This window comes from Bacillus sp. es.034 (assembly GCF_002563655.1).
Lineage (GTDB): Bacteria > Bacillota > Bacilli > Bacillales > Bacillaceae_B > Rossellomorea.
This window is the reverse complement of record NZ_PDIY01000001.1, coordinates 1,316,539-1,342,335: the sequence shown is the minus strand read 5'-3', so window position 1 is coordinate 1,342,335 and position 25,797 is coordinate 1,316,539. Positions and strand designations below refer to the sequence as shown.

The window sequence follows — 25,797 nt, the reverse complement described above, 5'->3', positions numbered from 1 at the left end:
CAACTAAATTACATCACATCATAATCCGTCACATTACGTTCCACCACCCGGGCACCTTCCACGCTCACAAATGCACCCGTCGCACTTGCAAATACATTGGTCGTAATCAGGTTGTCCATCGCGGCTTTCACTGCCACTGTATCGATCGGCTCGATCGGGTCATTAATGGATAACTTCGCTGACTTCCCCGTCTCGGTTTTAAATTCCAGTTCCAATACTTTTGCCATCGTTTATACCTCCTTCCCATGTGGTATCACTCACTTTCTCTTACTCATTAATGTCAAAACTCTGGAGCTTCTCAACGTTGAAAAGCACTTTGGATGAAAGACTCGCAATGGATAAAGCTGCACTGTTCATTTCATCGGCTGATGCCAGCGCGTTGATGTAGCTGTACGACTTGTACGCGAACTTAGGCTTTCCTTTCTCATCCTGGCCGTCATTGTAAGCGAGTCGAATTTTCGTCGACTTCAGATCCGCTGTTGCCATGTGCCTCACCTCCTTTCACCCTTTATATAGGCAAAGGAGAGACAGAAAGACACCTTGCATAAAAATATTTAGAGGGACGGACCTCCACTCCTAGCACCAGCTCCTAGGAATAGAGGTCCGTCCCTCAAATGTTAATACAGTTTCCCTTGTCGATATAGGACCGTCGAGAGTTTCATGACGGAGTGGATGTAGCAGTTCTGCCGGAGTGGGAATGGGTCTCCGAAGAATAGGGGCAGGACGGTGTCCAGGGTGGATTTCATTTTGTTGTAGAGGAGGTTGAAGACTTCTTCCTCTGTGTAGAACTGTGTTTCCCTTCCCTGCAGCCACTCGAAGTAGGAGACGATGACACCGCCGGCATTGGCGAGGATGTCGGGGATGATGATGACCCCCTTATCACTCAAGTACGAATCCGCTTCAGTCGTGATTGGCGCGTTCGCCCCTTCCACGATGATTCTTGCTTTCACTTTCCCTACATTGTCTTTGTGCACTTGATCTTCAAGGGCAGCGAGCATCAGAACGTCCACGTCCAAATACAGGACCTGATCACGCTCTTGAATTTCCGCCTTTACGCCTATTTCCTTCAGCTGCCCATTTTCTGTCGGCAGGTCACCCTTATTCTTCATCGTGAACTCGACCAGTGCCGGAATATCAAGACCATCTGCATTGTATAGCGTCACGTTCCGGTCACTTACCGCCACCACTTTATTTTGCAGATGAGTGGACTGATGAGCTTCAAGGGCCGCAACCGACCCGACGTTCCCGAATCCCTGGACGGCGATCGTCAAAGGTCTGTCCTCATAATCAAGGGCCGTTTTCGCAAATACATTATCCGTCTTCGTCAGCAGGCTCTTCTGCTCCTTCACGAAATCATGGATGAGGTAACGGAATGTAAAGAACACGCCTTTCCCCGTCGCCTCCCGTCGGCCAAGGGACCCGCCATTCACGACGCTTTTCCCGGTAAAGCTTCCTCTATAAGGCAACCCGGGACGAATGCTCTTGTACTCAGCCATCATCCAGTCCATTTCCCGATCACCGGATCCCATATCAGGAGCCGGTATATCCTTATCAGGTCCGAGGATATCACTGAAATACTGCACATATTTCCTCGCAATCAAATGAAGCTCCTTCTCGGAATACTCCCGGGGATTCAGGATGATCCCGCCTTTTCCCCCTCCGAACGGGACATCGTGCAGGGCATTCTTCAACGTCATCAATGATGCCAGGTTCACGACTTCTTCTTCATTCACCGACTCATGAAAACGGATCCCTCCCTTATACGGGCCAAGGGCATTGTTATGCTGAACCCGGAACGCCGGGATCCGGACGACCTTCTCGTCATCCAGCGGAATCCGCAAATACGATTTATGTACGTGATTCGGCGTCGACAGGATCGACGTCAATGACGTAAACGCTTTCTTTCGGTTTTCACCTTTCACTTCCGGTAAAAATGACTGATCCTCTAGTAACGCATCCAGTGATTTCTGAACGATATCTCTCGTTTGGCTGATCAAATTTTGTCCCTCCTATTGGTTTTAAGAAAATTTTGGTATTTAGTATAGGGTTACCCTATTAGATGTGGTTAAAAACGACTATTTTCTTATGCGCCATGGAAATTTCAGCATGACAGCCACATATTGAGAATCGGAGATTGTTGTCGGGTCACATTCACATTGTCCCTGAGTAGCAAGAAAGAGACATCCCCTAAATAACAGGATGCCTCTTTTCACCTTACTCTACCAACTATGATAAACGATTGTTCCATTTTCCACCTTTAATAATTCTCCCGAGTCCCCTTCCTCGACAATATAAGGTTCTCCCCTCTGGATGACAGTATCAACCAAGGCAGCGAACTCTTTCCTTGTGTACTGCTTAGACTGAAAGGTCATCAGGTCAATAAAAAGGTCTTTATACTCCACATTGGCAGCTGATACAAGTGAAACGGTGGCGATGATTTTCCTGCCGATGATGACATTGGACACATCCGAGTTTGGAGTATAGTAAAAACGCGCTCCATATCTTCTCGCAATGTCGTCATATCCTTTTCCGATTTTATAGATGCTGAAATCACGACTTAATTTAAACGTATGGCCGTTAGGATCTGTCATTGTAAATTCCATCGGGTACAGCTCATCCTCCGGACTGCTCTCATCTGAGCTATCTTCTTTTTCTTTAGTCACCGGCACGCTTGAGTTCACTTCTTTTGGTTTCGAAGCTTGTTCTTCTTTGCGCTTTTGGGCCACTCTCTCTTCTTCTTTACGTTTATTCTCTTCAGCTTCTGCTTTCGGCTTGTTGATTTCGTCCTCCACTATGACAGACCCTTTTTTGTTTTTTAAACGGTTTTCCTGGTTCGTTACCTTCCCTGTCTTTTGGTCAACTTCCTCGACCTCCACCCTTGGTTCCAATGCCATTTTTTTAAGATACTGAGCCGACTTCAACTTGTACTCTTCTATAGAGCTTAACATTTGGCCATCTTCTGTACTCTGCAGGTTCCCTTCCATCTCTTCATAAACTGCTTGGGTTTCCTCTTCTGCCTGAACATATCGTTCATGTTTCGGTTCTTTCTCTGTTCCTGAAATGATGTAAATGGTAAGCAATGAAAATACGAAAATACCAAGTGCCGCTGCAATGAGACTACCCCGTTTATCACCTTTCCAAATCCTGTTTTTTGAAGTTCTTGAAAGGTTTTCTTTGTTTACATTTTTCATTTTTTTCCTCCTGTCATAAATGGAAATTTTTAACTCCTTGTACGAGAAACGTGTAGATCGAATCATCCCATTCCCCCGTTTTTCCTTTATATACATTAGACGATGTTGGATCTCTAAATATTTCATTTATTTGGATATTTTTTCATTTAATTTACAATTTAATTAATTTGGTTGACAAGCCCTTCCTTTTTCTATCCTTTTACCAAAATAAAGGAAACCTTGACAACCTCCCCCAATATACTATAATTGTATTATTTATATTCCGACTAAACTAATAAGAATTATAAGATAAGGGGTGGTGAGATGTTCATCGAGATCAATCATTTAAATAAGCAATATCTTGATAAGACGGGTAGGCCCACTGAAGTGTTAAAAGAGATCAATCTCGGGATTGATAAGGGTGAATTCGTCTCCATCCTGGGACCATCGGGTTGCGGGAAGTCCACCCTCCTTTCGATTGTGGCTGGATTGACCAATTCTACATCCGGAGAAGTCCTTGTTGACGGAAATCAGATCAAGAAACCCGGAAAAGACCGGGGCATGGTTTTCCAGCAGGCTGCGCTGTTCCCGTGGCTGAATGTCCGGGACAATGTGACGTTCCCTTTGAAAAAAGAAATGTCCAAGAAAGAAGCAAGAGCCCAGGCCGCCAAATACTTACATATGGTCCAGCTCGGAAACTATCAGGATCATTATCCTCATGAGCTGTCCGGAGGGATGCAGCAGAGGGTTGCCATCGCCCGTGCCCTTTCCATGAACCCGGAGATTCTTCTGATGGATGAACCATTCGGCGCCTTGGATGAACAGACCCGCTCCCGTCTCCATCACCAGCTTGAAACGATTTGGATGGAAACAAAGAAGACCGTCCTGTTCGTCACTCACAGTATTTCGGAGTCTATCAAGCTATCAGACAGGATCATCGTCATGGGGACCCGGCCCGGAACGATTTTGGCGGATATCAAAGTGGATCTCCCTCGTCCACGGGATGCCCATAAGGAAGAAATGGTAAAAATCGAAGAACATATCATGAGCTATTTAAAGAAGGAAATCGACAAAGTGATAAGTGAGGAATTGGCCTATGAACACAGCTCTTAAACGCATCATCTTCTTTGCCCTCATCATCGGCCTTTGGGAATCCGGGTCACGATTGGGATTCTGGACGGAAATCATCCTTCCATCGCCTACATCCGTTTTCCATGCCCTCTACACAGGCATTGCCGATCAGACCCTGATCATCGATCTGATCGCGAGCTTCAAACGGCTTTTCATCGGCCTTGGGATTTCATTAGTCATCGGCACAAGCATCGGCGTGCTTCTGGCAAAATCTAAAACCGCCGACGATACGCTCGGATCATTACTTCTCGCATTTCAAAGTGTACCGAGCATCGTCTGGCTGCCCTTGGCCATCATGTGGTTCGGGCTCAATGAAAAAGCCGTCATATTCGTTGTCATCCTCGGGGGAACATTTGTCATGGCCCTGAATATCCGGATGGGGATCAAAAACGTCTCCCCCCTCTTTTTGAAAGCCGCACAAACAATGGGCTCGAGAGGATTGGACTTATTCATCCGGGTCATCTTCCCGGCGTCGATCCCCTATGTGGTCACCGGATCGCGCCTTGCCTGGGCATTCGCCTGGCGGGCACTGATGGCAGGCGAACTCCTAAGTACCGGTCCGGGTCTTGGATACACGCTCCGCTACGCTTCGGATTTCGGTGATATGAGCCTTGTGATCGCCGTCATGATCATCATCGGTGTCATCGGGGCCATCGTCGATCAATTGCTTTTCCAGCGCATCGAGAAATCCGTCATCAAGCGCTGGGGATTGGAATCATAAAAAATTTGCGGGTTCACCCCGCCATTAGGAGGATAAATAATGAAAAAAACGTTTTTACTACTCACCATTTTCTTCACATTCCTTGGGGTTCTCGCCGGATGCGGGACAGAAAAAAGTTCGGGTGCGGACGTCAGCAAAAAAGTCGTTATCGGCTACTTCCCGAATATTAACCACGTACCGGCCATGGTTGCGAAAGACAAAGGATTTTATGAAAAAGAGCTGGGAGACGGCACGAAGGTGGAATACAAAACGTTTCCGGATGGTTCTTCGTTCATGACCGCCTTGAAAACAGGTGACATCGATGCGGGTCTTGTAGGACCGGGTCCAGCGATGAATAACTATATGACCGGCGCGGACGTGAAAATCATCGGGGGCGGATCTACGGGAGGAACCGTGGTTCTTGCGAGTAAGGAAAGCGGCGTGAAATCCGTAGAAGATTTTGCAGGCAAATCTTTCATCACTCCGGCAGTCGGTTGTACCCATGATGTACAGGTGGAAACGTTCCTCGGCGAGCACGGGATCGAGTCCCAGCGCATCGGGGGTACGATGAAGCACGTAACAGGGAACCCTGCACAGTATGCGAACATGCTGAAATCCGGAAAAGTCGACATCGCCGTCGCTCCTGAACCTTGGGCAGCCGTGATTCAACAGGAAACAGGCGCCAACATCATCATCGATCATGATGAAATTTCCTTCGGGAAAACACTTCCTGCTTCCGTACTCGTTGCGTCAGGAAAATCCGTAAAAGAAAATCCGGACACGATTCAAAAGATAGTGGATGCCCATAAAGAAGCGACTTCATTTATAGAAGAAAATCCTGAAGAAGCGAAAGAGATCACGATCAAAGACGTAAAAGAAGTCACCGGCCAGGAACTAAGTAAAGAAGTCGTCGACCAGGCATGGGAACGAATCGGATTCACCTACAAAGTGGATTCAGACGCCGTCCAGGCATTCGCCGACTCCTCCTACGAACTCAAATTCCTGAAAGAAAAACCAGAATTCACCGATCTCATCGACAAACAATTCATCGACTAACAAAGCAAGGTCCGTCCCTCAACGTGGAGGGACGGACCTCTATTATAGAAGGAGGTAGGGCAGTGGGTGTAAAGTCTATGATTTCTATTGTCGCCTTGGGTTTTCTGTTATTGGCTGGGTGTCAGGGTCAGGATGTGGAGGAGTCGTTTCCGATGAAGGTGGAGGTTGGGGATTTGCCTGCCGTTGATCAGAATGGGGAGAAGACATCGCTTGCCGCTCTCAATAAAGGGAAGGTCGTGGTAGCCGATTTTATTTTTACGAATTGTGATACGGTCTGTCTGCCGATGACCGCGAATATGGCTAAGCTTCAGAAGAAGATTGAGGAGGCTGGATTGGATGAAGATGTCCAATTGGTTTCGATCAGCGTCGATCCGGAGCATGACACGCCCGATGTGCTTAAGGAATACAGCAGCCGGTATGAATTCGATGCCGGAAACTGGATCTTCCTGACGGGATACACCCGGGATGAGATTGAACACTTCGCTAATGTGTCGTTTAAAACTCCTGCGGCAAAGGTCGAGGGATCGGACCAATTTGTGCACGGGACCTCTTTTTATCTGGTGAGTGAGAACGGCGTATTATTGAAGCAGTACGAAGGCGTGTCGAATCCCCCTTATGAGGAAATGATTGAAGATATTGAGCGATTGAAGTGACCTTTCCGGGTGGTTCGGGAAGGTTTTTTTGGGGTAAAACTCGATCGTTCAATTCCTTGTCGATTAATAAAAGAAAAACAAAAAAATAAGAAAATTCCGTCGAAATACATGATATACTGTTAGGAATAGGTATTTTGACAGAGGTACAAATGGCTGATACTCTAGTGATTTTTATAAATATAGCTTTAAGCGTTCTATTATCGGCCGGCTGCAGCTATCTGGCGTTGAAGGAAGCGTTCAAGCGAAATGGTCAAAAGCAGGTTTTCAACAAAAAGGAATTATGGCTTCCTTCCTTTATTTATACGATTTTTTACTGCCTGCTTCACGCTTCTGTGACGTGGATGGTTTCATATGATATCTTCATCCAGCGGTTCGTCTATTTCGCCCCGATTTTTATCGTGGTTTGCTTTTTCAGCATTTTTCTTTCTCTGCGTCTTTTTCAGGACGTGAATACGGATAAGGTGCACTTCATCAAGGGAGGATTCATTTTTTCCCTGATCATGATGGCAGGGAATTTTGCCACGTATACGGGGCTGATTTATCCTCATATAGAATTCAAACCGATGTACATAGGACTGACGATTCTGATGACACTTGGCGTGACGTTTCCTTTTTTTCGGATGCTCCTGCAGCTTAATAATCAGGAAAGCAGTTCGTATCGAGGGAAAACGCACGTATTCTGGAGCTTCATTATGGGGCTGGGTTTCTCAGGTCTTACCTATCTGACGGCTTATTCCCTGCTTTCACCGGAGAAGTATGGACCGCAGCTTTCCCGGGTGGAAAACAATCAGATGCTTCCTTTTATCATTGAAATGGGCATCCTGCTGGCTCTTTGGTTCATTCCGGACCATTTGGCCAATGATATGCATAAAAAACAGATGAAGGATATTTACGAGAAGGAACAGGAATACAGATCCCTATATCAGAATAATCTTTCAGCCATTTTCACCTATAACCGAGATGCCATCATTATAGAGGCCAATAACAGGGCGGCGGAAATGACAGGCTACCCTATCGACATGATGATCGGACAAAGGTTCCATTCGTATGTCATGGAAAAGGATCTGGATCAGATCCAGACCGCATTCCGAAAATCCCTGATTGGGGAGGCGTCAAAATTCGAAATGGCCTTCCCCCACCGGAAAGGGCACATCATGTCCATTCAGGTCATCGTGGTGCCGATTCATCTCAACGGGGAAGTGACGGGTGCCCATGTCCTGGCGACGGATATTACAGAAGCGATCCGTGACAAGGAGCAAATCCAGTATCTCGCCTATCATGATGAACTGACAGGATTACCGAATCGTCGCTATTTCAATGAAGAGTTCGAGAAAAAAGTTCAGGAGGGTCACGAGCAGATGGCCCTCTCGGACACCGGATTCTGATTGAAGCATGCAAGCAGCTGAAAATCTGGATTCAGGACGGGCATGAGTTCAAGATTTCAGTCAATGTCTCTTCCCGTCAATTCCACGATGCTACATTTGTCGACATGGTCAGGGATGTTCTGAATACTTACGACGTCCCCCCTTCCCTCATCGAACTCGAGGTCACGGAAAGCACGACGATGCATCATGTGGAAGAAGCCCTGGCAAAACTGACGGCCCTGCGGGAAATCGGCGTATCCATCGCCATCGATGATTTCGGCATTGAATACAGCTCGTTAAGCTATCTGCAGAAATTCTCGATTCAAACGTTGAAGATCGATCGGAGCTTCATCATGGGACTGGATGATCATGAGTCCAATAAAGCAATCGTATCTGCGATTCATGCCATGGCCAAGCATTTGAATCTGACCATCGTGGCAGAAGGGGTAGAAACAGAATCCCAGCTGTCATGGTTGAAGGAACTGCAGTGTGAGTATGCTCAAGGGTATTACTTTAGCAGGCCTGTACCGGCTGGGGAGCTGATGGATTATATCACGGCGCGGGAAACCCCTTCTGCTGTCGGGTGAAATAACCCCCTGGAGACCTCCAGGGGGTTTCGTTCAGCATTTCGGTCCATCATTAATAGTTATACTCAACATTATTCACGATATTTCCCCACTCAATAGTAAGCTCCTTGGAAGAATCAGGTTTGCCACAATACTTCTCAAAGTCCACCTGATTGACCTCATCCGCTTCTCCAGATTTAATCTTTCCATTTATAGATCCTTTCACATATAATTCCCCAGCTATATTCAATTGGCTGGCATGTAGATTTCCAGCTACGCACATCTTAGAATCGGGACTAATGGAAAGGTGTTTTGATATATCTGCACTGCCTCCGACATACATAAATGAGTGGTTTTCCATTTCAAGATGGCCATCCAGACTCATACTTCCTCCTACATGTACGTTCGAATAATCCATCCTTAATTGTCCACCGAAGCTCATGGCACCTTTCACCTCAATGAATACATCCTCGGTACCATTCATGTTCTTTCCGATAGACATGGAACCATCTGAATGAATTTTTGTGTTACTCATATTATTGGCATTCCCACCTAATACTAATGCGCCTTTAGCATACAGGAGTTTGTCATCTAATTGATTATGATTTTGAGAAAAAGATCCCGACCCGGCAATGAAGATTTCACTGCAATTATCGTAGATGACAGGAGGATTTTTGCATTTCTCCGCTAAACCTGCAGGCTCTTTGATCTGGTTGAAATCAGGTAGCGAATAAGTTGTAGAAGGGTCGGATTCCCCTCCATCTGTCAACCCGATATCGTTGACTGGTATAGTCATTTCCGCACTAAGGGTTGAAATCTCATCCTCCTGTTTTCCAAGACTTGAAAAGGTAATAGAGATACCATTTTCTCCTGAAGAAATATTCACATCCTGAATGGAGTAAAACGTATCGTCACGATCTTCTATTTTAAGGGTTTTTTGTTCACTTTCGAGAGAGTTCTGGATGGCTTGTTTCATAAGGGGAACAACGAGACCATCATAGTATTCCTGTGACTTTTCTACTTTATTTTGACGATCTGTAGCCCTCATTTGATTAACCTGATTTAAAACATGTGCTTGATTGGAAAGATAAGCATTTCTAACAGCGCGTTGATAAAAGGAAATACCCATTTCAGCCAACGCAACAGATTGATAGTTTTTTTCTACTACTTTATTTTGCTTCACACTGTTAAATGACTGTCCCATAAAGGAGAGGGAAATCACCATGAATACGACAATGATTAACAACACGGTGACCAGTGCATATCCTTCTTCATTTTTATTATGCTTCATTCTATCCCATTCTCCTTCAACCTGTAGAATACCGTTTTCAAATCAAACTTATTGGCAGCTCTCTCTTTATCACGGATCGAAATGGTCAGGGACAGGTCCTCTTTATTTGGATCAATACTTCCTGAGAAGCTTGTTGACACACATAAACCCGGCTCTTTAAACGTTTCTTCCAATGTCCCTTTGTTTTTGGTAACGTACTCCACCTTGATCATACAGTCTGAACTAGTAAGTTCATACTCTTTAGAGGTTTGATGGATCCTTGTAAGCTTCAAGCTAATATAGTTAGACTCTTGCTGCATTGTATTCTGAGTAACTGCCTTATCTGAATAAGTAAGACCTTGAAAAAAAACATTCCAGATCACTACACCGATAATCGATAATATGGTAATGGTGGCCAGAACTTCAATTAAAGTCACTCCACGTTCATTCAACAAACTCCCCCCTTTATTCATCGATAGAGATGTATCCGTAGGTTTCACTCACCGTACGATGATCTTTCTGTAACTTAATCTCAACCAAATGGGCTTTAGATGGAGTCGAATTCAAGTCAGATTTCTTTTTAATTTTTATATGTATATCAAAATCTTGTTCCGAAGTATTAAAATAGAAATAGGTATTGTCTTCACTTTTATATTCCACCGGTCGATTGATTGGTGTGGGATCTATAAGGAATTCACGTACTTCTTTGGAAGCTTTCAACTTTACCAATACCTCTTTGGCTTCATTCACACCTTGTGATTTCGCTCTATTGTGCTCATTCATCATCCCCATTTGAGGAAAGAAATTTGTGATGGACAGTAGAATAATGGATAATATCGTTATGGATAAGAGCACTTCAAGTAATGTTACCCCTTTTTCATTTTGTACCATGACCATATCCGCTCCCAACTAAATGATTCTATTTTCCTACACCAATTATATCATTCACATTCTATTAATCACTAAATCAATCCCTAAAAAAATTCAAAAAAATACGGTATCAATCCCAACAGGTTTTGGAATTGACACCGACAAACCGCTCATATGACCAAATTGGATTCAACAGGAATCCCAATCGTAAACGTGGTCCACTTATCATCAGAATGACAGTATATGTAACCACCATGCTTTTCAATCAGCTTTTTACAAATATAAAGGCCGATCCCCGTCCCGAGGTCTTTCGTCGTGTAAAAAGGTTCAAAGATCGCTTCGATGGTTTCTACTTTGATCCGGGGGCCATTGTTGGAGATGACGAGATTCGTTCGGCCATCTTTCACATCACAGGCGACATTGATCTGCCTGTGCCCGTCCACTTCTTGAAGGGCATCGATGGAGTTCATGATGAGGTTGAGGAATACCTGTCTTAACTCATCACGGTTTCCGAGCACCTTGATATCAGGCTCACATTTGAATTCGATTGAAACATCTCCATCCAGGAGACTCGGATACAGGAATTCGATGGTCTCTCCCAAATGACTGGTCAGGAAGATTTCTTCCCTTGTACTATCGATCAGATCTTTTCTCGATACGTGAAGGAATTGAGAAATGCGGTAATTTAATTGCTCGAGCTCATGCTGCATGATATCCAGGTAAGGAAGATCCGGGTAGCCGTTCTGCAGGAGCTTGGTGAAACCGATAATGGACGTCAGTGGATTCCGGAATTCATGAACGAAGCTTGAACTCATCTGACCGAGAATCGTCAAGCGCTCCTTGTGGGTCTGATCAATATACAGTTCCTTCTCTTGAAGCTGCTGCTCTTTGATCTCCGTATATTTTCTGACGGCAAGATAGGAAAAGCGGTCAAATAGCGAATTGATATCTTCAATCAAGGGCTGTAATTCCCTGAGTTCAATTCCAGAATTACTCACCCATTTGATGATGATGCTCTTGCCTATATTTACGTTATATACAAATTCGCTGATATTCACGTTGGCATTGACCCGTTCAAGAGCCGTCTTGTTGGCAAGTGTGGTGATTTCATCTTCCGTGAGGGGCTTCACAATCGCACGCTTCACTAATTGAAACATCTTCACACCATTGTTCAATACTTCTTCTTTATATATATCATTATCTGAAAGTACGATACTTTTGCGCCAATTATGTAGAAATTCGTCCGAATGATCTTCCAGGTATTGTATCAGCATGGTTGAAGCACTAGTCATTGATTGGCATTCCCTTCATTCCGGTTATTGTCGAAATATTCGTTGATAATATCATAACAGAAAATCAGGGGTAGGATGATAGTCATTTGGTATTTTATTCAGGTTGGATCGTTTCTGTTTAAAAATAAAGAAAGACGAAGGGCCGCCCTTAGGGATGGCCGTTCGTCCTTCACCATTACAAACCGCTCAGCTCTTGCACCACTTGTTCAGAAATAGCCCCTTCTCCACCAAGTACGGTGTAATACCAGGTTCTATTATCTGAAATATACGTCCTTACCGGTGCTGGCACTTTATTTTTCTGAACCAGAATAATAGGCTCATAGTATTTTGCAGCAAGCACGGATCCTGTTAGGGCATCTGCAAAATTCTCTCCTGTTGCCACCGTAATGATATCCCCCGGAATTTGAAGCTGAGTGGCGATGTTGACCGATGTTTCGTAACGATCTTTACCTGAAATGCGAGTAGGGTTCTTTTTGGCAAGTTGTTTTTCCACCTGCTCTGAGATGACTGCTTTCCCTCCCACTATAATCGTATCCGAAACAGGCTTCAGGGCTTCCTTCGTTTCACTCGCTAATTCTTGTTTAGGGCTCAAAAGGATCGGAATCCCATTGGATGCAGCATACGGGGCGATGGATAAGGCATCCGGGAAGTTACCGCCATAGGCAATGACGGCCTGTTTATAATCGCCCAGTTGTTTCGCGATGTTTGCTGCCGTTTCATATCTTGTTTTCCCTCCGATCCGTTGTACGTCCAAGCCGTTTTTCTTCAGGTCCTTGGCTACTTCACCGGATATTGCTCCCTCTCCTCCTAAAATGACCACTTTCTTAGCCCCTAATTCTTTTATTCGTTCTTTCACTTTATTATTTAAGCTACCCTTTGAATTTAATAGGATCGGCGCATCTTCCTGATAAGCAAAGGGGGCACCTGCCAAGGCGTCAGGAAATGTGGTATCTCTTGCCAGTACAACCGTATCTGAACCATCCGGCCATCCTGCCTTTGAGATTTCAATCGCAGTTTCGTACCGGTCGTTTCCGTATATCCGATACACATTATCTGTGGTTTCTTCACCAGTAAAAGCGGTAAGACCATAGACTCCGTCTCCACCAAACATGTTTAGATCTGTGGCTACCAGATAATATGAACCTGGCGGTAATGAATAATAGATCAGTAGTTTTTCACTTCCCTCTTGGAGCAACTCATCCGGATAAATCGCCTCTCCATCCGGACTAAAAAGCAAATATCCAAGGTCATTGAGGGGCGTCAATGTGGCTCCGTAAATATACGTATCTTGGGTTTCATCCATATTCAAGCTATAAAAGTCCAAGTCTTCTTCCCACCAGAAGGTTCCGAATACAATATCGTCAAGATTGATCGCGTCAGCCTGATGAGGGGCATCATTAGGTTCCTGTTCATATATATCCCCCATCAATTTCATATCTTCTACCTTCTTCAATCCTTTCATCTTTTCCTTCAGACCATCGGGAATGGAATCACCGAGTGCCTTGGATGATTGTTGCTTTGAAACAGAATGAATTTCTTTTTTGACGGATGATGGATCAAAGGAACCGGCAGCAAGGGTTGGAGTGATACTGAAACTGAAGACAAGTAGAAACACACATAAGCAGGTGCAGATTTTCTTCATTATCTCAACTCCTATTCAATTTATTATGTAGTGCCTTGTTGCTATGCAGAAATGGTTATTTGCGTGGGAGGAATCCAAAGGGTGAAACGAATCAATGATTATTGTTGTTAATGAAAGCTGGGAGGTTCATGGTTTGAAATAGTGCTAGAGATGGTGAGGGAGATATGCAAATGGAATATAGGTATGGCAAGTGCGGTAAAAGGATGGAAAATGGCGTACACGGTAACTGGCTGGCATCGTCTCCACGACGGAAACCCCTATAGCTTTGCGTCACCATTTTTCAATGGGTTTGCCTTTATCGTACGCTTTTTAGAAGTATTTAATATATTGGTTTTAGAAAATACGTTTTCTTGGTTTTTGGAAGACTTTCATAAAGATACTATTTTCTTCTGATCGAAAAATTTTAATTCCCACTATCTTTAAAGGTGTCCATATTTCCTTCATATAATATCCCGGCATTGACAATCCCCCCTTATAATAATATAAATTCAAAGATTAACAGAAATTACTTATATTTACATTATAAAAGAAAAATCAGAATAGTCTATCACTTAGGGGGAAATTCTTATCGACAAGTTTTTCAATCGAGGGACGGACCTCCCTAGGGGAGGCTCGTCCCTCGGATTACATGAGTCCTTCTGTCAGGATTTTAACGATGAGAGGTCCCAGGGATACGATGAAGATGGAAGGGAAAATGAAGAATACCATGGGAAAAAGCATTTTGACCGGGGCTTTCATGGCCTGCTCCCTGGCAGCTTCTCTTCTCTGCTCCCGGATGCGGATGGTCAGGTTTCGGATGACCTTTGACATCCCTACTCCCAGATAGTCTGCTTGGATCATGGTGGTCAACGTACTTTGCAGGGAATCGGAGGGTACCCTCATCCTCAGTTCATAGAACGCTTCCCTTCTTGATTTTCCTCGTTTCATATCTTCGAGAACAAACATGAACTCCTCGGAAAGCGGCCCTTTCTTCTTTTGGCAAACCGTTAAAATAGCGGCATCCAATCCGAGTCCGGCCTCGATCAATAGATTCACCGTATCGAAGAAATCAGGCATTGCCCTATTAATCTCGGCAATTCTCCTGGTCCTTTTTTTACTCAAGTAGAATGTGCAGTATTGAATGCCAAGAAAGAAAACGCCAAATGCCAGAAGCATCGTCATCATCATATTATCTGCTATAGGAGCAAAGAGGAAGAAAACAGTCACACCCCCTCCAACGCTTAGAAGCAGTTGAATCAGCCGGAATTCCAAAGCTGTCAACCTGCCCGCGTAACCGGCATCGCGGATGAGATGATCGAGCTTCTTTTGTTTCGCTTTGCTCGTTTTTCTACTGATCAGCTGCAGCCCACGATTCCATAATGGTGAATAAGGACGCTGGGATCTCTTTTTCCTATTTGCCTTTTCAACAGAGTCCACCTGGTGAATATGGTTAAAATAGTGATGGATCCGGTGATCAACGGCAATCCTTTTGCGGTTAATGGTCAAGAGGACGGCCGCTGATAAGCATGTAAAGGAACAGATGGTCATTAAAAGAAAGACAATACTCATAATCTACACCTCAATCCGAAGAATCTTCTGAATGGCGAACCAGCCAAGCAAAACGAGGAAGCCTGCCAGTACAAGCATGGCAATACCCATTGGCTCGTGGATGAGCGGACCGAAATATTCGGGATCCACAACGAATAAATAGAAGCCCAGCCCGATCGGGAGCATGGTGATGACCAAGGAAGATAGCTTACCTTGAGAAGTCAATGTATTCAGCTCCCCCATGATCCGCACTCTCCCCCTGATGGTATCCTCCATCGTTTCCAGTAGTTCGGCCAAGTTCCCCCCGCTCCTCCTTTGAGCAATGATGGCTTCGAGGGCAACCTCCAATTCTTTATTAGGCAAGCTGAAAATCATATCCTCAAACACTTTCTCAAGTGGGACCCCAAGCCCTGCATCACGGACCGCCCGTTGGAATTCAGGACCGATGGGAGATGGCATTTCCTTTCCGACAAGCTGCATCACCTGCATGAAGCTGAAGCCAGCCCTCATGGAATTCGCCATCATTCCCAGAGCATCGATCAACTGTAACGGCAAGGCTTGTAGTCGTTTTTTCCTCCTCCTTGACATGATCAGCTTTGGAAGGAGGAAACCGACAATCAGTCCCACCAGCACAAGCACCCAATGCAGCTGCAGTAAGAACAGCAGCAAAGAGAGGGAGAGGGCACTCATCAACCGATACGCTAGGAATTGTTCCGGCGGGATGGAACTGCCTGCCTGTAAGATAAGGGCCTTCGTTTTCTTACTAAACTGTACACCTTTGAATATCTTGGCAATCGCACTACTGATTCTCTCCAAAGTTGGATCCTTCTTCACCTCACCTTTCTCACTTTGCCGGGAGGAAGTGGGGCCAAAAAAGCGATCAATGCGCTTTTGAACCTGTCTCTTTTTCATCACCACTGAAAAAACAATATAGAAGATACTGGTTGTCAGTATGAATACGCCAAAAATCCAAACACCGTTTTCCACATTACCACTCCCCCTTGAACCAGGAAGAGGATACTGTTAAGCCATTTCCTTCAAGTTGTTCGATGAATGTTGGCCGAATCCCTGTGGAGACAAACCTTCCCTGTACTTTCCCATCAGGGGACCAACCGGTTTCCTTGAAATGAAAAAGGTCTTGAAGAACGATGGTTTCTCCTTCCATCCCCTGCACTTCTGTAATATGGGTGATTTTTCTTGACCCATCCTTCAGACGTACCTGTTGGACGATGACATCGATGGCATTGGCAATCTGTTCCCGGATTGCCCGCACCGGCAAATCAAACCCGGCCATCATGACCATGGTTTCCAGACGGGCAAGCATATCACGTGGCGAGTTGGCGTGCCCCGTACTCAAGCTTCCATCATGGCCGGTGTTCATCGCTTGAAGCATATCAAGTGCTTCTGTCCCCCTCACTTCTCCTACCACAATCCGATCGGGACGCATCCTCAGCGCATTGCGGACGAGATCCCGGATCGTGATTTCCCCTCTTCCTTCAATATTGGTGGGTCTGGATTCAAGAGAGATAATATGGTCTTGGGAGAGCTGCAGTTCTGCTGCATCTTCAATGGTCACGATTCTCTCATCCTGAGGAATGAACGAGGAAAGGACATTCAGGGAAGATGTTTTTCCTGAACCTGTCCCCCCACTGATAAAGATATTCAAGCGTCCCAATACACATACTTTAAGAAATTCTGCCATATCATGATTCAATGTCTCAAATTGGATTAAATCTTCTATTAAAAAAGGCGTCTCGGAAAATTTCCTTATTGTCACGATCGGGCCTTTTAATGAAAGAGGAGGGATAATCGCATTAACACGGGAACCATTTGGAAGCCTGGCATCCACCATGGGAGAACTCTCGTCTACCCTTCGGCCGATGGGTGAAACAATTTTTTCGATGATTCTCTGAACATGCTGATCGTCCCTGAAGGTGAATGAGCTTCGAATCAGCTTTCCATGTTGCTCGTAGTAGATTTGATGGGGCCCGTTGACCATAATCTCTGAAACAGAGGAGTCTTCCAAAAGAGGGGTGATCGGCCCGTACCCAAGAAGCTCATCTTCCACCGCTTCAATAAGTTGATTTTTTTCTTCAAAGGTCAAACGCCCCCCTTCTTCATTTATAAATTCTTCACTCCATTCTTTTATTTTACTTTTTTCCTCGTCCTCACTCAGACCGGGATATTTCTTCACTTCTTCTATTATATAGTGATGCAGTCTGGATCCCATTTCCCAGAACTCCTTTGTTTTAGGAGCTCTCAGCTTGGCTTCAACGTGATGCTTACCGTTTTGGTTTTGATTTTGATTTTGAGCAACCTTGCTGAAGACGGCCATCCTACACCCTTCCTTTCATAGGGACTAATTGCTTGACGCCTTTTTTCGTTTTTGGCGGGACCTCTTGTTTTAAAGTTGCAGTCGGCTCGCTAAGCTTTTTCGCTAATGTGAGAAAACTCTTCCCGATCGGTTTACGTGGATGTGAAAGGACGACCGGTACCCCGAGGTTAACCGATTGAGAGATCACTGCTTCTTGAATCGGCAATGTTGAGAATACGGCTGCTTCCAGAATTCTTTCCATTTTGGTTGAATCAACCTGCTTATTCTTCTTACTGAGTAAATGAATGATTTTTATCTTTTCCCTAAGCTGGAAGGAATCCAGGGCTTCAATGTAAAGCTTGCTGCGTTTCAATACAGGAAGGTCATTCGTCACCAATAAAAGGCATTCTTCTGAGCGTTCCAGACACTTCAAATGAACTTCTGATAAATAGGAAGGGATATCGATGATTAAAATATCAAACATCATTTTCATTTCTTCGATCACCTTCTCTATATGAGTCTCGGTGATCATTTCGAAAAATTCCGGTCTGAGGGGTGCCGGTAGGATCGAGACACCGCTGTCATGTAAAACCAGGTATTTATCGATGGAATAGCTATGTCGCTCATACTCTTCCTTCACCCATTCGTAAAGCGTTCCATTCGGTCTGATATCAAAATGCATATTCAGATCACCAAATTGAAGGTTGGCGTCAAGCATCCCTACCTTTTTTCCCATCTGGGCATACGTCACTGCCAGGTTGACTGCCGTAGTGGTTCGACCGATCCCTCCTTTAGGACTGCAGACCGATATGACTTTACAATTTTTCGCAAGATGAAAGTTCACTCCACTTTCACGGAGCTTTAAGTATTTAACGGCTTGATCGATGACCTCCTTTTTCTCTCCTTGTTCCGAGGAATGACGAAGAATATTGGATGCCCCCACATTCATGGCTTTTCTTGCATTCTCCATATGATCAGGCACGATTAAAATGATATAGAGATGAGGAAACAGGATCGAAATTTCCTGACATAGCTCGAATCCGTCATAGATGGCATTGGCTTTAAGGAATAGAATGGAATGATCCGTTTCTTTAATCCGGTAAATCAAGTCCTCCCATTGTGGAAATTGGTGGAGTTCGTATGACTGTTTCTGAAGGAGTAACTCCAGGTCCCCCGGAGCTGTGTTGGTATCTGAGTAATAAAACCAATTAATCACTATTCCTCACTCTCCCCTTCTTTAAAGACTTCCCTTGAAAATGAAATTGGGTCTTTTTCTAGTTTCGTGTCCTCTTTACCCCGTAGCATAAAGTAGAATCCGTCCTTGTCCTTAGAAGCTAAACTGAGTTCAGCCCCTTGTGCAGGTGTTACCTCCACGGTTACCGTTTCATATCGTAAGGCTTCATCCGGTCCATCTGCTGATTTGCCTGAAGTCAAGACTTTCACATTTTGCAGTAGGACATTTGCTGTTCTCATTTCTTTCTTGGTTTTCCCATCAATGGTTGATTCAAAGGCAATGATATCAATATGTGAATTTGGCTCAATATACCCTGAAACGCCCTGTTCCAGAGCGACTTTAAGGGAGATTGCCCTCATACCCTCCGCAACGGGAATCATTTTATTATTCATTTCCCTGCTTGGCACTTCAGGCTCTTTTTCGTCCTGCTTCTCCTTCCCATCGTCCTTCACCGCCGTAGTCGTGGAAGCAGGAACCGGTGCAGGTGCCGGAATGACGACGATATAAGCGACAAGTGCCGCAATGATTCCAAATACAAATGACCACATCCATATACGCTTCGTTTTCATAATATCCTCCCGCTACTAGTAATAAAGAGTTTACTCAACCAATTTCACACCATATAACCCATAATCAGGGGCCGATTCATCACTATCTCCTTGAGTGACCATTTTAAGGAACTTACCTGTTACCCTTTTCTTCTCAGGCATGCCTTCCAGCCAATAGGCCGCCAATCCCACAGCATTTACTGTATCCCGGCCATTAACCCCTTCCCATGTATCGATGACGACGATATAAATGACACGGGCACATTGTTTGTCGGCCGTAGCAGCGCTTTGACAATGGGGCTTACCGGCGTCACGGCTGATCAGGGTTTCAAAGGCATCCTGAACGGGTCCCCACTTCTGTCCCGGCTCGGTTTCAACCGTCCCAAGTTCCCCAACCGAAACTTCCACCCCGTTTATGATATTGTCTTTAAGATTGCTTGCCCCTCTGCCGTCGAAGGCTAGGTAGCCGCAGTTTCCATGATTTTTTCCGGTATTCTCACATTTCAATTCCGTATTAGATGGCAACGAATCCTTTTCCACCGCAATCGGGGTAATCCTCATCCCTTTCTTCAGAGGCGCCGCAATCGCTTTGGCAGAAGCGGAAACCGTCGCTTCGTTGAAACCCAGAAACCTGGCAAATGTGAGTGGAACCTTCACTTCCTGACTGACTTTTATCGATTTGCCGGTAGTGGAAAATGTACCTCCAACGAGGGAATGGCCGTTTTTGGCTCCAAGGTTTTTCGCCACTGTGACCGCTTCTGCTTCCCCTTTACTGGCAATGACCTGTACTCCCCCTAAAACGGAGGCATCCAGGGCTTTTTGCAGGGAGCTCTTTTCGGCATAAATCTTTCCCCCATCCAAAGCAAGCCCCACCATCCCTAACAAAACGACCATAAATAAGGCTGCCGTCACCGCTATATTTCCCTGTTCATTCATCAATAGAGATTTTAATCGGCTCATCATCATTCAATCCTCATTACTGTGGTATCTTCCACTTGTAAAGTTCCAACAAGGGATCCTATAACAGGTGTAATAAATGTGACCGGGTAGACGATGCGAACGGTAGCTTCCTCTGTGGATTTCGAAAACTGTACCTGCCCGGCACTCAAACCGATGCTCGAACCGTTCCTCACAGCAACCCCCACCACATCACTCTTTCCTACACTGGCAGCCCTCGCCGCTTCACGGCCGGCATGGTCCACCGTTAACGCAGCGTGGAAGTACCTTCCAAAATCAACAATCCCAAAGATAAGCAATAAAAGGAGCGGCAGCACAAACGCAAATTCCACAAGAGACTGGCCTTTTTCACTTTTCAAGAGACAACACCCCAAACCACTGTCATTAACGTTCCAATGACGATCGGGACACCGTAAGGAAAGGCAATGGACGATTTCGCGTCAGGCTTCAAGTGAATCATTCCTTTTGTTCCTGATAACAAAACCGGGAAGAGATATAAGCTTCTAAGAGAATCCATAAGGCCATTTTTCTTCATGATCAGGATCAAAGAAATCAAACCTCCTATAAGGGCCACGACAACAAATGCTTTTAGAGTGAACACAGGTCCCATCAGGGCCCCGACCGCACCCATCAGCTTCACGTCCCCTGCCCCCATGCCGCCAAGTAAGAACGGAATAAGCAGTGTTCCGATCCCCATCAGCAAGCCCGCACCGCTAAAAAAAAATCCATTCCATCCTTGTGTAATGGAATGGAATAGGAGGCCGATTAGGATAGTGGGTAAAGTGACAACGTTTAATATTTTTCTATTTTTGATGTCTGTTATTAGGGATATGCCTAATAACAGACTGAGAGTTGTATAGATAATCAATGGAATCGACCTCGTTTTTAATCTCAAGCCTCATTTGGGAATAAGGCTTGAGAAATAGTAGAAACTAAGTATATTAAGGTAAGAGGTTTGTAAATAAATCAGTAATTTCTGTTCTTAATAAAACTATTGCTGCAGCAACTACTGTCACTACACCAGCTAACACCAACCCATACTCCGACAACCCTTGCCCTTCCTCTTCCATCACTAACTGCCTCATTTTGTTTACCATTTGTATTTCCTCCCTTTATGTCCATTAGATTTTACCGGTTGTTCTTTTTTAAGAACTACCTCGTACACTCATAATAGTTCATTATAATGAACATGTAAATAGTCTTAGCTTATAAAAAAATCGACATAATTCGCTATTGAGAACCAATCGTTTTCTGATGTATAGTAGGTCTATCTTTATATTTTTAAAGGAGAGATAGGATGAAAGACTCGGAGGAAACCACTTTATATCAAATAATTCCCTATTCATTAAAGAAGGCCGATCGCTTTTCCTCCAGATTAAAGGGGTTGATGTTTAGAAGGCGCCCCCTGGAAAAAGAAGGGCTCTGGATCATTCCTTGCAACTCCATTCATATGTTCTTTATGAACTTCCCCATTGACGCAGCATTCCTCGATCGAGAACAAAAAGTGATCAAACTCGTGCCAGACTTACAGCCCTGGAAAATAACCTCCCCCGTCAAACAGGCACATTCTGTTTTAGAGCTCCCTGCAGGCAGTATCAAGCTACTTGGAATAAAGGAAGGACAAATCATTAAAAACACAAGAAAAGAGCCGGTCTGACCGGCTCTTTTCTTGTGTTTTTACATAGTCTATAGTGATCATCATGTTTGCCGAAGAAAATTGGTGGAGAGCATGATAATGTATCTTTTTTCAAATAAGGAGCATGGAAAGTGAAGAAACGAACCTATTTCATCACCTTCGTCGTGACCTGTCTTTTTTTCTTTACAAAACCCGTTGAAACAAGGGATCAGGTTGGATTTCAATGATGAAGCAGATGAAATGGAGAGATTTCACGGTGCTCAACTGGATATCGAACAAATGGTATGCCGGTCAATCCGGTTTTGGTGGAATGGCCATCCATGAGTACGACCAGTGGAAGACATTCAACACTCATTAAATATGGGGGAAAACAAATTTACTTTCACAATGACTTGTTTATTCTTTACCCCTTTATTTTTTTTTGTTACAATTGTTCTCAATACAGAACAAATGCATTCTCCAAGGATTGCGTCAAGATGTTCTTAATAAAGGGGAAATATCCTTATTCTCTAAAAAGGGGGAAGTACGATTCGATTAATAGCAGGGATATTACTGGCGATGCTCACAGTCTCGGGTTGTTCTAATCAAGAAGATCTTCTTGATTCCGTAAAGAAAAAATTCGAAAGTACGGAAGGGGGAACAAAGGAAAGTGAAGTGATGAAAAGAGAAGTGGAACTTCCCCCAAAGGCGTTATCGGCAGAAGAAAAAGAAGAAAGCCCCTGGTCATTAGTATGGAACGATGATTTTGACAGCTATGATTTCAAAAGCAGGTGGAACTTGCAGGATTGGGCTTCAGATAAGAATGAAGAGTTACAATACTACTCTCCTGACAATCTGAAAATCAGGGATGGACATCTGGTTATACAATCTAAAAAAGAACGGTTCAAAGAGAGAAACTACACATCCGGGGCCATCACCACAGAAGATCTCTTTGAATTCACTTACGGAAAAGTGGAAATACGGGCAAAGATCCCTGAAGGAACTGGAATTTTCCCTGCTTTATGGCTCGTAAATTCCAATAGTGAAAAATGGCTTCCTGAGATTGATATCATGGAAAATATCGGACAGGTGCCGAATGAAATTTATTTTGTCGTTCACTGGACAGATTCAAATGGAGAAAAACAGAGAGACTACTCAACATACATTAGCGAAACCAATTTTTCTGATGACTTTCACACGTATGGATTGATTTGGGAGAAGGATAACATTTCGTGGACCCTTGATGGTGAAGTCGTTTTTGAAACGAAAATGTATTCACCTGACACCCCCTTATTTCTTTATATAAATACAGCCATTGGCGGAACGTGGCCCGGTCCACCGGATCCTAATGATAGCTCCACAAAAGAATTTCTGATCGACTATGTAAGGGTCTATCAAGCAAACAGTAAGGAGAGATAAATGCTATGTTTTTTCTCTATCTCACATTCGCTATATTCATCGCTTTTGTGTTGTTCCAGACCGTATATATCATCATTCCTATTTTCAAGAATGAAAAAAAGAAGAAAAAGGCCGTCTTTAAGAATCACAGCTTTTCTGTCATTGTCCCTGCCTATAACGAAGACAAGGTGATCGGGAATTGTATACAAGGTTTTCTTCATCAGGATCACCGTGGTGCCGAGCTCGTCATTGTCAATGACGGGTCCATAGACCAAACCCTCGAGGTATTGAATCAAACCCTTGATTTGAAGGCATATTATCGACCTGTAGACAGCAGACTGAAGCATAAGGAAATACTCAATGTCTATCGTTCTGCTAAATATTCCGGCATCTTCGTACTGGACAAGGTAAACGGTGGGAAAGCAGATGCACTCAATGCCGGAATCAATTTTAGCAAAAATGAGATTGTCATTACCCTCGATGCAGACAGTATGTTGGAAACGAATGCCTTATCAGAAATGAATGCTGTTTTCCAAGAAAGGGAAGTCATCGCCTCGGGTGGAAACGTCATGATAGCTCAGGCATTCACGGGTGAACTGCATCAATTAAGACCTACCTTTCAGGTAAGCGGCATTATAAGATACCAGTTCCTCCAATATTTAACTGCATTCTTCCTTCATAAACGGGCTCAGGCCACTGTCGGTGCCATAACGGTGATTGCTGGAGCTTTTGGAGCCTTCAGGAGGGGGACCCTCTTTAGAATCAAAGGGTTCCGGAGCACAATCGGAGAGGATATGGATATTACCTTAAAGCTCCATAAGTGGATCGAAGAAAACGGACGAAAAGAGAAGATTGCCTTTGCCCCGGGTGCCATCTGTTATACGGAATGCCCCAGTACATTCAGGGATATGTTCAAACAAAGGGTCCGGTGGCAGAAGGCCTTTATTGATTGCCTCGTTCACTATCGCAGATGTTATTTTCACAAATTTTCAAAACGTTTCTCTATCTTCTTTCTCCTGGATCAGTTTCTGATCGGCACTCTCAACGCCTTCCCGGTCATCATCACTCCCTTTGTGCTCTTGATGAACAGGGGAAACTTCATTTTATTGATCCTACTCGGGTTTACGGCGGTTTTCCTTTTTATGTACCAAAGCATTACAACGATTTATATTTGTCATCTGCATAACATTACATTTTCAAAAAAAGATATTGGGCGCATCCTGCTCTTCCTCCCTTTTGAAATCTTTATTTACCGAATGATTAACCTGGCCTTTGTTGTGTATGGGACATTATCTTATTTCTACAAGCCTCAGGCGTGGGATAAGCTGGAGCGATCCGGATCTGTAGGGTGGAAGGGAGAAAAAAGGGCATGAAGCAGTTTATCATGAAAGTCACTTTTGCCTTTGGATTTCTCTTTCTTGTCAGCTTTATATTCCTAGGATTCGGGTTCTTCATCAACAAATATGATCTCCTGGCCAAAGAGTACAAAGGTGCCTACCCTGAAAACAAAGAACTTGGCCTTGATGCCTGTATCAAGGGGTCAGAGCAGGAGATCCGTTCATTTTCTGTGAAGGGAGAAGGAGCAAAAAGCATCCCCGTCCTGACGTATCACCGTATTACAGAAAAAAAAGACCTGTCAAAACGCCACTACATCGATGATGAAATTAATCCGATGATCGTGACGACGGAGAATTTCCGAAATCAAATGAAATACCTGAAAGAAAATGGTTTTGTGACATTGACACTGGAGGAGCTTTATTCCTTTTTATCCCGGGATATGAAGATTCCCGAGAAAAGTGTCGTCATAACCTTTGACGACGGGTATAAAGATAATTATGTCGAAGCCTATCCCATATTGAAAGAGTATGGTTTTCAAGCTGCAAGCTTCTTGATCACCGGATCCATTTCCAACCGCATTCAGCCATACACCCCGGATTATGTCCAGTACTTCAGCACTAAAGAGCTCACAAAGGCATGCGATGTATTTCAATATGAGAGTCACACCTATAACCTTCATAAACGGGATCATGAAAAGAATGGCGCACTCACACCTTATTTATTGTCAAAGCCGCGAAAGGCAATAAAAAAAGATTTAGGGGTAAGCCTCTTTCATTTAGAAGGTGAGAATCTCGCCTTCGCTTATCCTTATGGAGAATATTCACCCGACACTATCAATATCCTGAAAGAACTTGGTTTCAAAATGGCGTTCACTACCGAAGAAGCTTTAGCTACCCCTGAATCTCACATATATGAGATTCCAAGATATCAAATCTTTCATTCTGTCACCATGAAACAATTTAAAAACTATGTTAATCAGTGATGAATAAATCCTGTCTCGATCTAAAGGCAGGATTTCCTCTTCACTATCTTTTCACTCCTACTTTTTACACAAATAACCTTTTTTCTATCCCTCTCTTCCTTTTCCACAAAACAACCAGCATTCTTGTTCATTCGACTTAAACCAGGTCATTTCTATTATTTGAAAAAGCT

At 44.2% G+C, this 25,797-nt stretch carries 29 protein-coding genes and 1 riboswitch; of the genes, 11 read left to right on the top strand and 18 right to left on the bottom strand.

What is annotated here, in order from left to right; genetic code table 11:
* Window positions 1-8: 8 nt before the first annotated feature.
* From ATG71_RS06860 to ATG71_RS06845, 4 genes are all read right to left on the bottom strand, one after another.
* Window positions 9-227, bottom strand: a complete 219-nt coding sequence (locus ATG71_RS06860) for a DUF2922 domain-containing protein (protein ID WP_098438972.1) — start codon at window positions 225-227, stop codon at window positions 9-11.
* 40 nt (window positions 228-267) lie between these two features.
* On the bottom strand, window positions 268-486 hold the full coding sequence (locus ATG71_RS06855; protein WP_098438971.1) for a DUF1659 domain-containing protein: 219 nt from the start codon (window positions 484-486) through the stop codon (window positions 268-270).
* A 131-nt stretch (window positions 487-617) separates the two neighbouring features.
* Entirely contained in the window at window positions 618-1,997 is a 1,380-nt protein-coding gene (locus tag ATG71_RS06850) for a Glu/Leu/Phe/Val family dehydrogenase (RefSeq protein ID WP_098438970.1), read from the bottom strand.
* Between the two features lie 222 nt (window positions 1,998-2,219).
* The gene (locus tag ATG71_RS06845) at window positions 2,220-3,191 is read right to left on the bottom strand and encodes a hypothetical protein (RefSeq protein WP_098438969.1); all 972 of its coding nucleotides are present in this window, start codon (window positions 3,189-3,191) and stop codon (window positions 2,220-2,222) included.
* A gap of 303 nt (window positions 3,192-3,494) precedes the next feature.
* Here ATG71_RS06845 and ATG71_RS06840 point away from each other — a divergent pair, with 303 nt between their 5' ends.
* From ATG71_RS06840 to ATG71_RS06815, 6 genes are all read left to right on the top strand, one after another.
* Complete coding sequence (locus tag ATG71_RS06840; protein WP_098438968.1) at window positions 3,495-4,283, top strand: ABC transporter ATP-binding protein; 789 nt, start codon at window positions 3,495-3,497, stop codon at window positions 4,281-4,283.
* Window positions 4,267-5,022 carry an ABC transporter permease gene (locus ATG71_RS06835; RefSeq protein ID WP_079534701.1) on the top strand — a complete coding sequence of 252 codons (756 nt, stop codon included), beginning with the start codon at window positions 4,267-4,269 and terminating at the stop codon, window positions 5,020-5,022. Before ATG71_RS06840 ends, ATG71_RS06835 begins: the two co-directional genes overlap by 17 nt.
* Before the next feature lie 39 nt (window positions 5,023-5,061).
* Window positions 5,062-6,057, top strand: a complete 996-nt coding sequence (locus tag ATG71_RS06830; protein ID WP_098438967.1) for an aliphatic sulfonate ABC transporter substrate-binding protein — start codon at window positions 5,062-5,064, stop codon at window positions 6,055-6,057.
* A gap of 62 nt (window positions 6,058-6,119) precedes the next feature.
* On the top strand, window positions 6,120-6,710 hold the full coding sequence (locus ATG71_RS06825; protein WP_286162939.1) for an SCO family protein: 591 nt from the start codon (window positions 6,120-6,122) through the stop codon (window positions 6,708-6,710).
* 134 nt (window positions 6,711-6,844) lie between these two features.
* Window positions 6,845-8,095 carry a PAS domain-containing protein gene (locus ATG71_RS06820; RefSeq protein ID WP_098438966.1) on the top strand — a complete coding sequence of 417 codons (1,251 nt, stop codon included), beginning with the start codon at window positions 6,845-6,847 and terminating at the stop codon, window positions 8,093-8,095.
* Window positions 8,089-8,661, top strand: a complete 573-nt coding sequence (locus ATG71_RS06815; RefSeq protein ID WP_098438965.1) for an EAL domain-containing protein — start codon at window positions 8,089-8,091, stop codon at window positions 8,659-8,661. Before ATG71_RS06820 ends, ATG71_RS06815 begins: the two co-directional genes overlap by 7 nt.
* 52 nt (window positions 8,662-8,713) lie before the next feature.
* Here ATG71_RS06815 and ATG71_RS06810 read toward each other — a convergent pair whose 3' ends face one another.
* From ATG71_RS06810 to ATG71_RS06745, 14 genes are all read right to left on the bottom strand, one after another.
* On the bottom strand, window positions 8,714-9,931 hold the full coding sequence (locus ATG71_RS06810) for a hypothetical protein (RefSeq protein ID WP_098438964.1): 1,218 nt from the start codon (window positions 9,929-9,931) through the stop codon (window positions 8,714-8,716).
* On the bottom strand, window positions 9,928-10,362 hold the full coding sequence (locus tag ATG71_RS06805) for a type II secretion system protein (RefSeq protein ID WP_179886485.1): 435 nt from the start codon (window positions 10,360-10,362) through the stop codon (window positions 9,928-9,930). Before ATG71_RS06805 ends, ATG71_RS06810 begins: the two co-directional genes overlap by 4 nt.
* A 13-nt stretch (window positions 10,363-10,375) precedes the next feature.
* Entirely contained in the window at window positions 10,376-10,801 is a 426-nt protein-coding gene (locus tag ATG71_RS06800) for a type IV pilus modification PilV family protein (protein WP_179886484.1), read from the bottom strand.
* Window positions 10,802-10,950: 149 nt separating this feature from the next.
* Window positions 10,951-12,072, bottom strand: a complete 1,122-nt coding sequence (locus ATG71_RS06795) for a sensor histidine kinase (RefSeq protein WP_098438961.1) — start codon at window positions 12,070-12,072, stop codon at window positions 10,951-10,953.
* 175 nt (window positions 12,073-12,247) lie between these two features.
* Complete coding sequence (locus ATG71_RS06790) at window positions 12,248-13,714, bottom strand: cell wall-binding repeat-containing protein (RefSeq protein WP_098438960.1); 1,467 nt, start codon at window positions 13,712-13,714, stop codon at window positions 12,248-12,250.
* A gap of 218 nt (window positions 13,715-13,932) precedes the next feature.
* Window positions 13,933-14,018, bottom strand: a riboswitch (cyclic di-GMP riboswitch).
* Window positions 14,019-14,338: 320 nt separating this feature from the next.
* A complete protein-coding gene (locus ATG71_RS06785) occupies window positions 14,339-15,262 on the bottom strand; it encodes a type II secretion system F family protein (RefSeq protein ID WP_098438959.1) in 924 nt (307 codons plus the stop codon).
* A gap of 3 nt (window positions 15,263-15,265) precedes the next feature.
* Window positions 15,266-16,228 (bottom strand): type II secretion system F family protein, encoded by a 963-nt coding sequence (locus ATG71_RS06780; RefSeq protein WP_098438958.1) that lies wholly within the window; start codon window positions 16,226-16,228, stop codon window positions 15,266-15,268.
* 1 nt (window position 16,229) lies between these two features.
* Entirely contained in the window at window positions 16,230-17,576 is a 1,347-nt protein-coding gene (locus ATG71_RS06775) for a TadA family conjugal transfer-associated ATPase (protein WP_098438957.1), read from the bottom strand.
* Between the two features lies 1 nt (window position 17,577).
* Window positions 17,578-18,771 carry a CpaE/TadZ family protein gene (locus ATG71_RS06770; protein WP_098438956.1) on the bottom strand — a complete coding sequence of 398 codons (1,194 nt, stop codon included), beginning with the start codon at window positions 18,769-18,771 and terminating at the stop codon, window positions 17,578-17,580.
* Window positions 18,771-19,358 carry a Flp pilus assembly protein CpaB gene (cpaB, locus tag ATG71_RS06765; protein WP_098438955.1) on the bottom strand — a complete coding sequence of 196 codons (588 nt, stop codon included), beginning with the start codon at window positions 19,356-19,358 and terminating at the stop codon, window positions 18,771-18,773. The genes ATG71_RS06770 and cpaB overlap by 1 nt, the downstream gene beginning before the upstream one ends.
* Before the next feature lie 30 nt (window positions 19,359-19,388).
* Entirely contained in the window at window positions 19,389-20,300 is a 912-nt protein-coding gene (locus ATG71_RS06760) for a pilus assembly protein TadG-related protein (RefSeq protein ID WP_179886483.1), read from the bottom strand.
* The gene (locus ATG71_RS06755; RefSeq protein WP_179886482.1) at window positions 20,300-20,653 is read right to left on the bottom strand and encodes a TadE/TadG family type IV pilus assembly protein; all 354 of its coding nucleotides are present in this window, start codon (window positions 20,651-20,653) and stop codon (window positions 20,300-20,302) included. The genes ATG71_RS06760 and ATG71_RS06755 overlap by 1 nt, the downstream gene beginning before the upstream one ends.
* Window positions 20,650-21,162, bottom strand: a complete 513-nt coding sequence (locus tag ATG71_RS06750; RefSeq protein ID WP_098438952.1) for an A24 family peptidase — start codon at window positions 21,160-21,162, stop codon at window positions 20,650-20,652. Before ATG71_RS06750 ends, ATG71_RS06755 begins: the two co-directional genes overlap by 4 nt.
* Window positions 21,163-21,235: 73 nt before the next feature.
* Window positions 21,236-21,391 (bottom strand): Flp family type IVb pilin, encoded by a 156-nt coding sequence (locus ATG71_RS06745; RefSeq protein ID WP_098438951.1) that lies wholly within the window; start codon window positions 21,389-21,391, stop codon window positions 21,236-21,238.
* Window positions 21,392-21,591: 200 nt separating this feature from the next.
* Here ATG71_RS06745 and ATG71_RS06740 point away from each other — a divergent pair, with 200 nt between their 5' ends.
* From ATG71_RS06740 to ATG71_RS06725, 5 genes are all read left to right on the top strand, one after another.
* Window positions 21,592-21,951, top strand: a complete 360-nt coding sequence (locus ATG71_RS06740; RefSeq protein WP_098438950.1) for a DUF192 domain-containing protein — start codon at window positions 21,592-21,594, stop codon at window positions 21,949-21,951.
* Between the two features lie 202 nt (window positions 21,952-22,153).
* On the top strand, window positions 22,154-22,288 hold the full coding sequence (locus ATG71_RS23680) for a hypothetical protein (protein WP_286162938.1): 135 nt from the start codon (window positions 22,154-22,156) through the stop codon (window positions 22,286-22,288).
* A 200-nt stretch (window positions 22,289-22,488) separates the two neighbouring features.
* Window positions 22,489-23,328 carry a glycoside hydrolase family 16 protein gene (locus ATG71_RS06735; RefSeq protein ID WP_098438949.1) on the top strand — a complete coding sequence of 280 codons (840 nt, stop codon included), beginning with the start codon at window positions 22,489-22,491 and terminating at the stop codon, window positions 23,326-23,328.
* A gap of 5 nt (window positions 23,329-23,333) precedes the next feature.
* Window positions 23,334-24,680: a glycosyltransferase family 2 protein gene (locus tag ATG71_RS06730; protein WP_098438948.1), complete on the top strand. Its 1,347-nt coding sequence runs from the start codon at window positions 23,334-23,336 to the stop codon at window positions 24,678-24,680.
* On the top strand, window positions 24,677-25,627 hold the full coding sequence (locus ATG71_RS06725; RefSeq protein ID WP_098438947.1) for a polysaccharide deacetylase family protein: 951 nt from the start codon (window positions 24,677-24,679) through the stop codon (window positions 25,625-25,627). Before ATG71_RS06730 ends, ATG71_RS06725 begins: the two co-directional genes overlap by 4 nt.
* Window positions 25,628-25,797 lie beyond the last annotated feature (170 nt).

What these genes read in the sequence shown, in the direction of transcription:
- ATG71_RS06800 (WP_179886484.1), bottom strand. Translation starts at nt 10,801, where the DNA reads ATGGTACAAAATGAAAAAGGGGTAACATTACTTGAAGTGCTCTTATCC.
- ATG71_RS06785 (WP_098438959.1), bottom strand. Translation starts at nt 15,262, where the DNA reads ATGAGTATTGTCTTTCTTTTAATGACCATCTGTTCCTTTACATGCTTA.
- ATG71_RS06840 (WP_098438968.1), top strand. Translation starts at nt 3,495, where the DNA reads ATGTTCATCGAGATCAATCATTTAAATAAGCAATATCTTGATAAGACG.
- ATG71_RS06740 (WP_098438950.1), top strand. Translation starts at nt 21,592, where the DNA reads ATGAAAGACTCGGAGGAAACCACTTTATATCAAATAATTCCCTATTCA.
- ATG71_RS06775 (WP_098438957.1), bottom strand. Translation starts at nt 17,576, where the DNA reads ATGGCCGTCTTCAGCAAGGTTGCTCAAAATCAAAATCAAAACCAAAAC.
- ATG71_RS06760 (WP_179886483.1), bottom strand. Translation starts at nt 20,300, where the DNA reads ATGATGAGCCGATTAAAATCTCTATTGATGAATGAACAGGGAAATATA.
- ATG71_RS06835 (WP_079534701.1), top strand. Translation starts at nt 4,267, where the DNA reads ATGAACACAGCTCTTAAACGCATCATCTTCTTTGCCCTCATCATCGGC.
- ATG71_RS06855 (WP_098438971.1), bottom strand. Translation starts at nt 486, where the DNA reads ATGGCAACAGCGGATCTGAAGTCGACGAAAATTCGACTCGCTTACAAT.
- ATG71_RS06795 (WP_098438961.1), bottom strand. Translation starts at nt 12,072, where the DNA reads ATGACTAGTGCTTCAACCATGCTGATACAATACCTGGAAGATCATTCG.
- cpaB (WP_098438955.1), bottom strand. Translation starts at nt 19,358, where the DNA reads ATGAAAACGAAGCGTATATGGATGTGGTCATTTGTATTTGGAATCATT.
- ATG71_RS23680 (WP_286162938.1), top strand. Translation starts at nt 22,154, where the DNA reads ATGATGAAGCAGATGAAATGGAGAGATTTCACGGTGCTCAACTGGATA.
- ATG71_RS06810 (WP_098438964.1), bottom strand. Translation starts at nt 9,931, where the DNA reads ATGAAGCATAATAAAAATGAAGAAGGATATGCACTGGTCACCGTGTTG.
- ATG71_RS06730 (WP_098438948.1), top strand. Translation starts at nt 23,334, where the DNA reads ATGTTTTTTCTCTATCTCACATTCGCTATATTCATCGCTTTTGTGTTG.
- ATG71_RS06830 (WP_098438967.1), top strand. Translation starts at nt 5,062, where the DNA reads ATGAAAAAAACGTTTTTACTACTCACCATTTTCTTCACATTCCTTGGG.
- ATG71_RS06860 (WP_098438972.1), bottom strand. Translation starts at nt 227, where the DNA reads ATGGCAAAAGTATTGGAACTGGAATTTAAAACCGAGACGGGGAAGTCA.
- ATG71_RS06735 (WP_098438949.1), top strand. Translation starts at nt 22,489, where the DNA reads ATGCTCACAGTCTCGGGTTGTTCTAATCAAGAAGATCTTCTTGATTCC.
- ATG71_RS06725 (WP_098438947.1), top strand. Translation starts at nt 24,677, where the DNA reads ATGAAGCAGTTTATCATGAAAGTCACTTTTGCCTTTGGATTTCTCTTT.
- ATG71_RS06845 (WP_098438969.1), bottom strand. Translation starts at nt 3,191, where the DNA reads ATGAAAAATGTAAACAAAGAAAACCTTTCAAGAACTTCAAAAAACAGG.
- ATG71_RS06790 (WP_098438960.1), bottom strand. Translation starts at nt 13,714, where the DNA reads ATGAAGAAAATCTGCACCTGCTTATGTGTGTTTCTACTTGTCTTCAGT.
- ATG71_RS06745 (WP_098438951.1), bottom strand. Translation starts at nt 21,391, where the DNA reads ATGGTAAACAAAATGAGGCAGTTAGTGATGGAAGAGGAAGGGCAAGGG.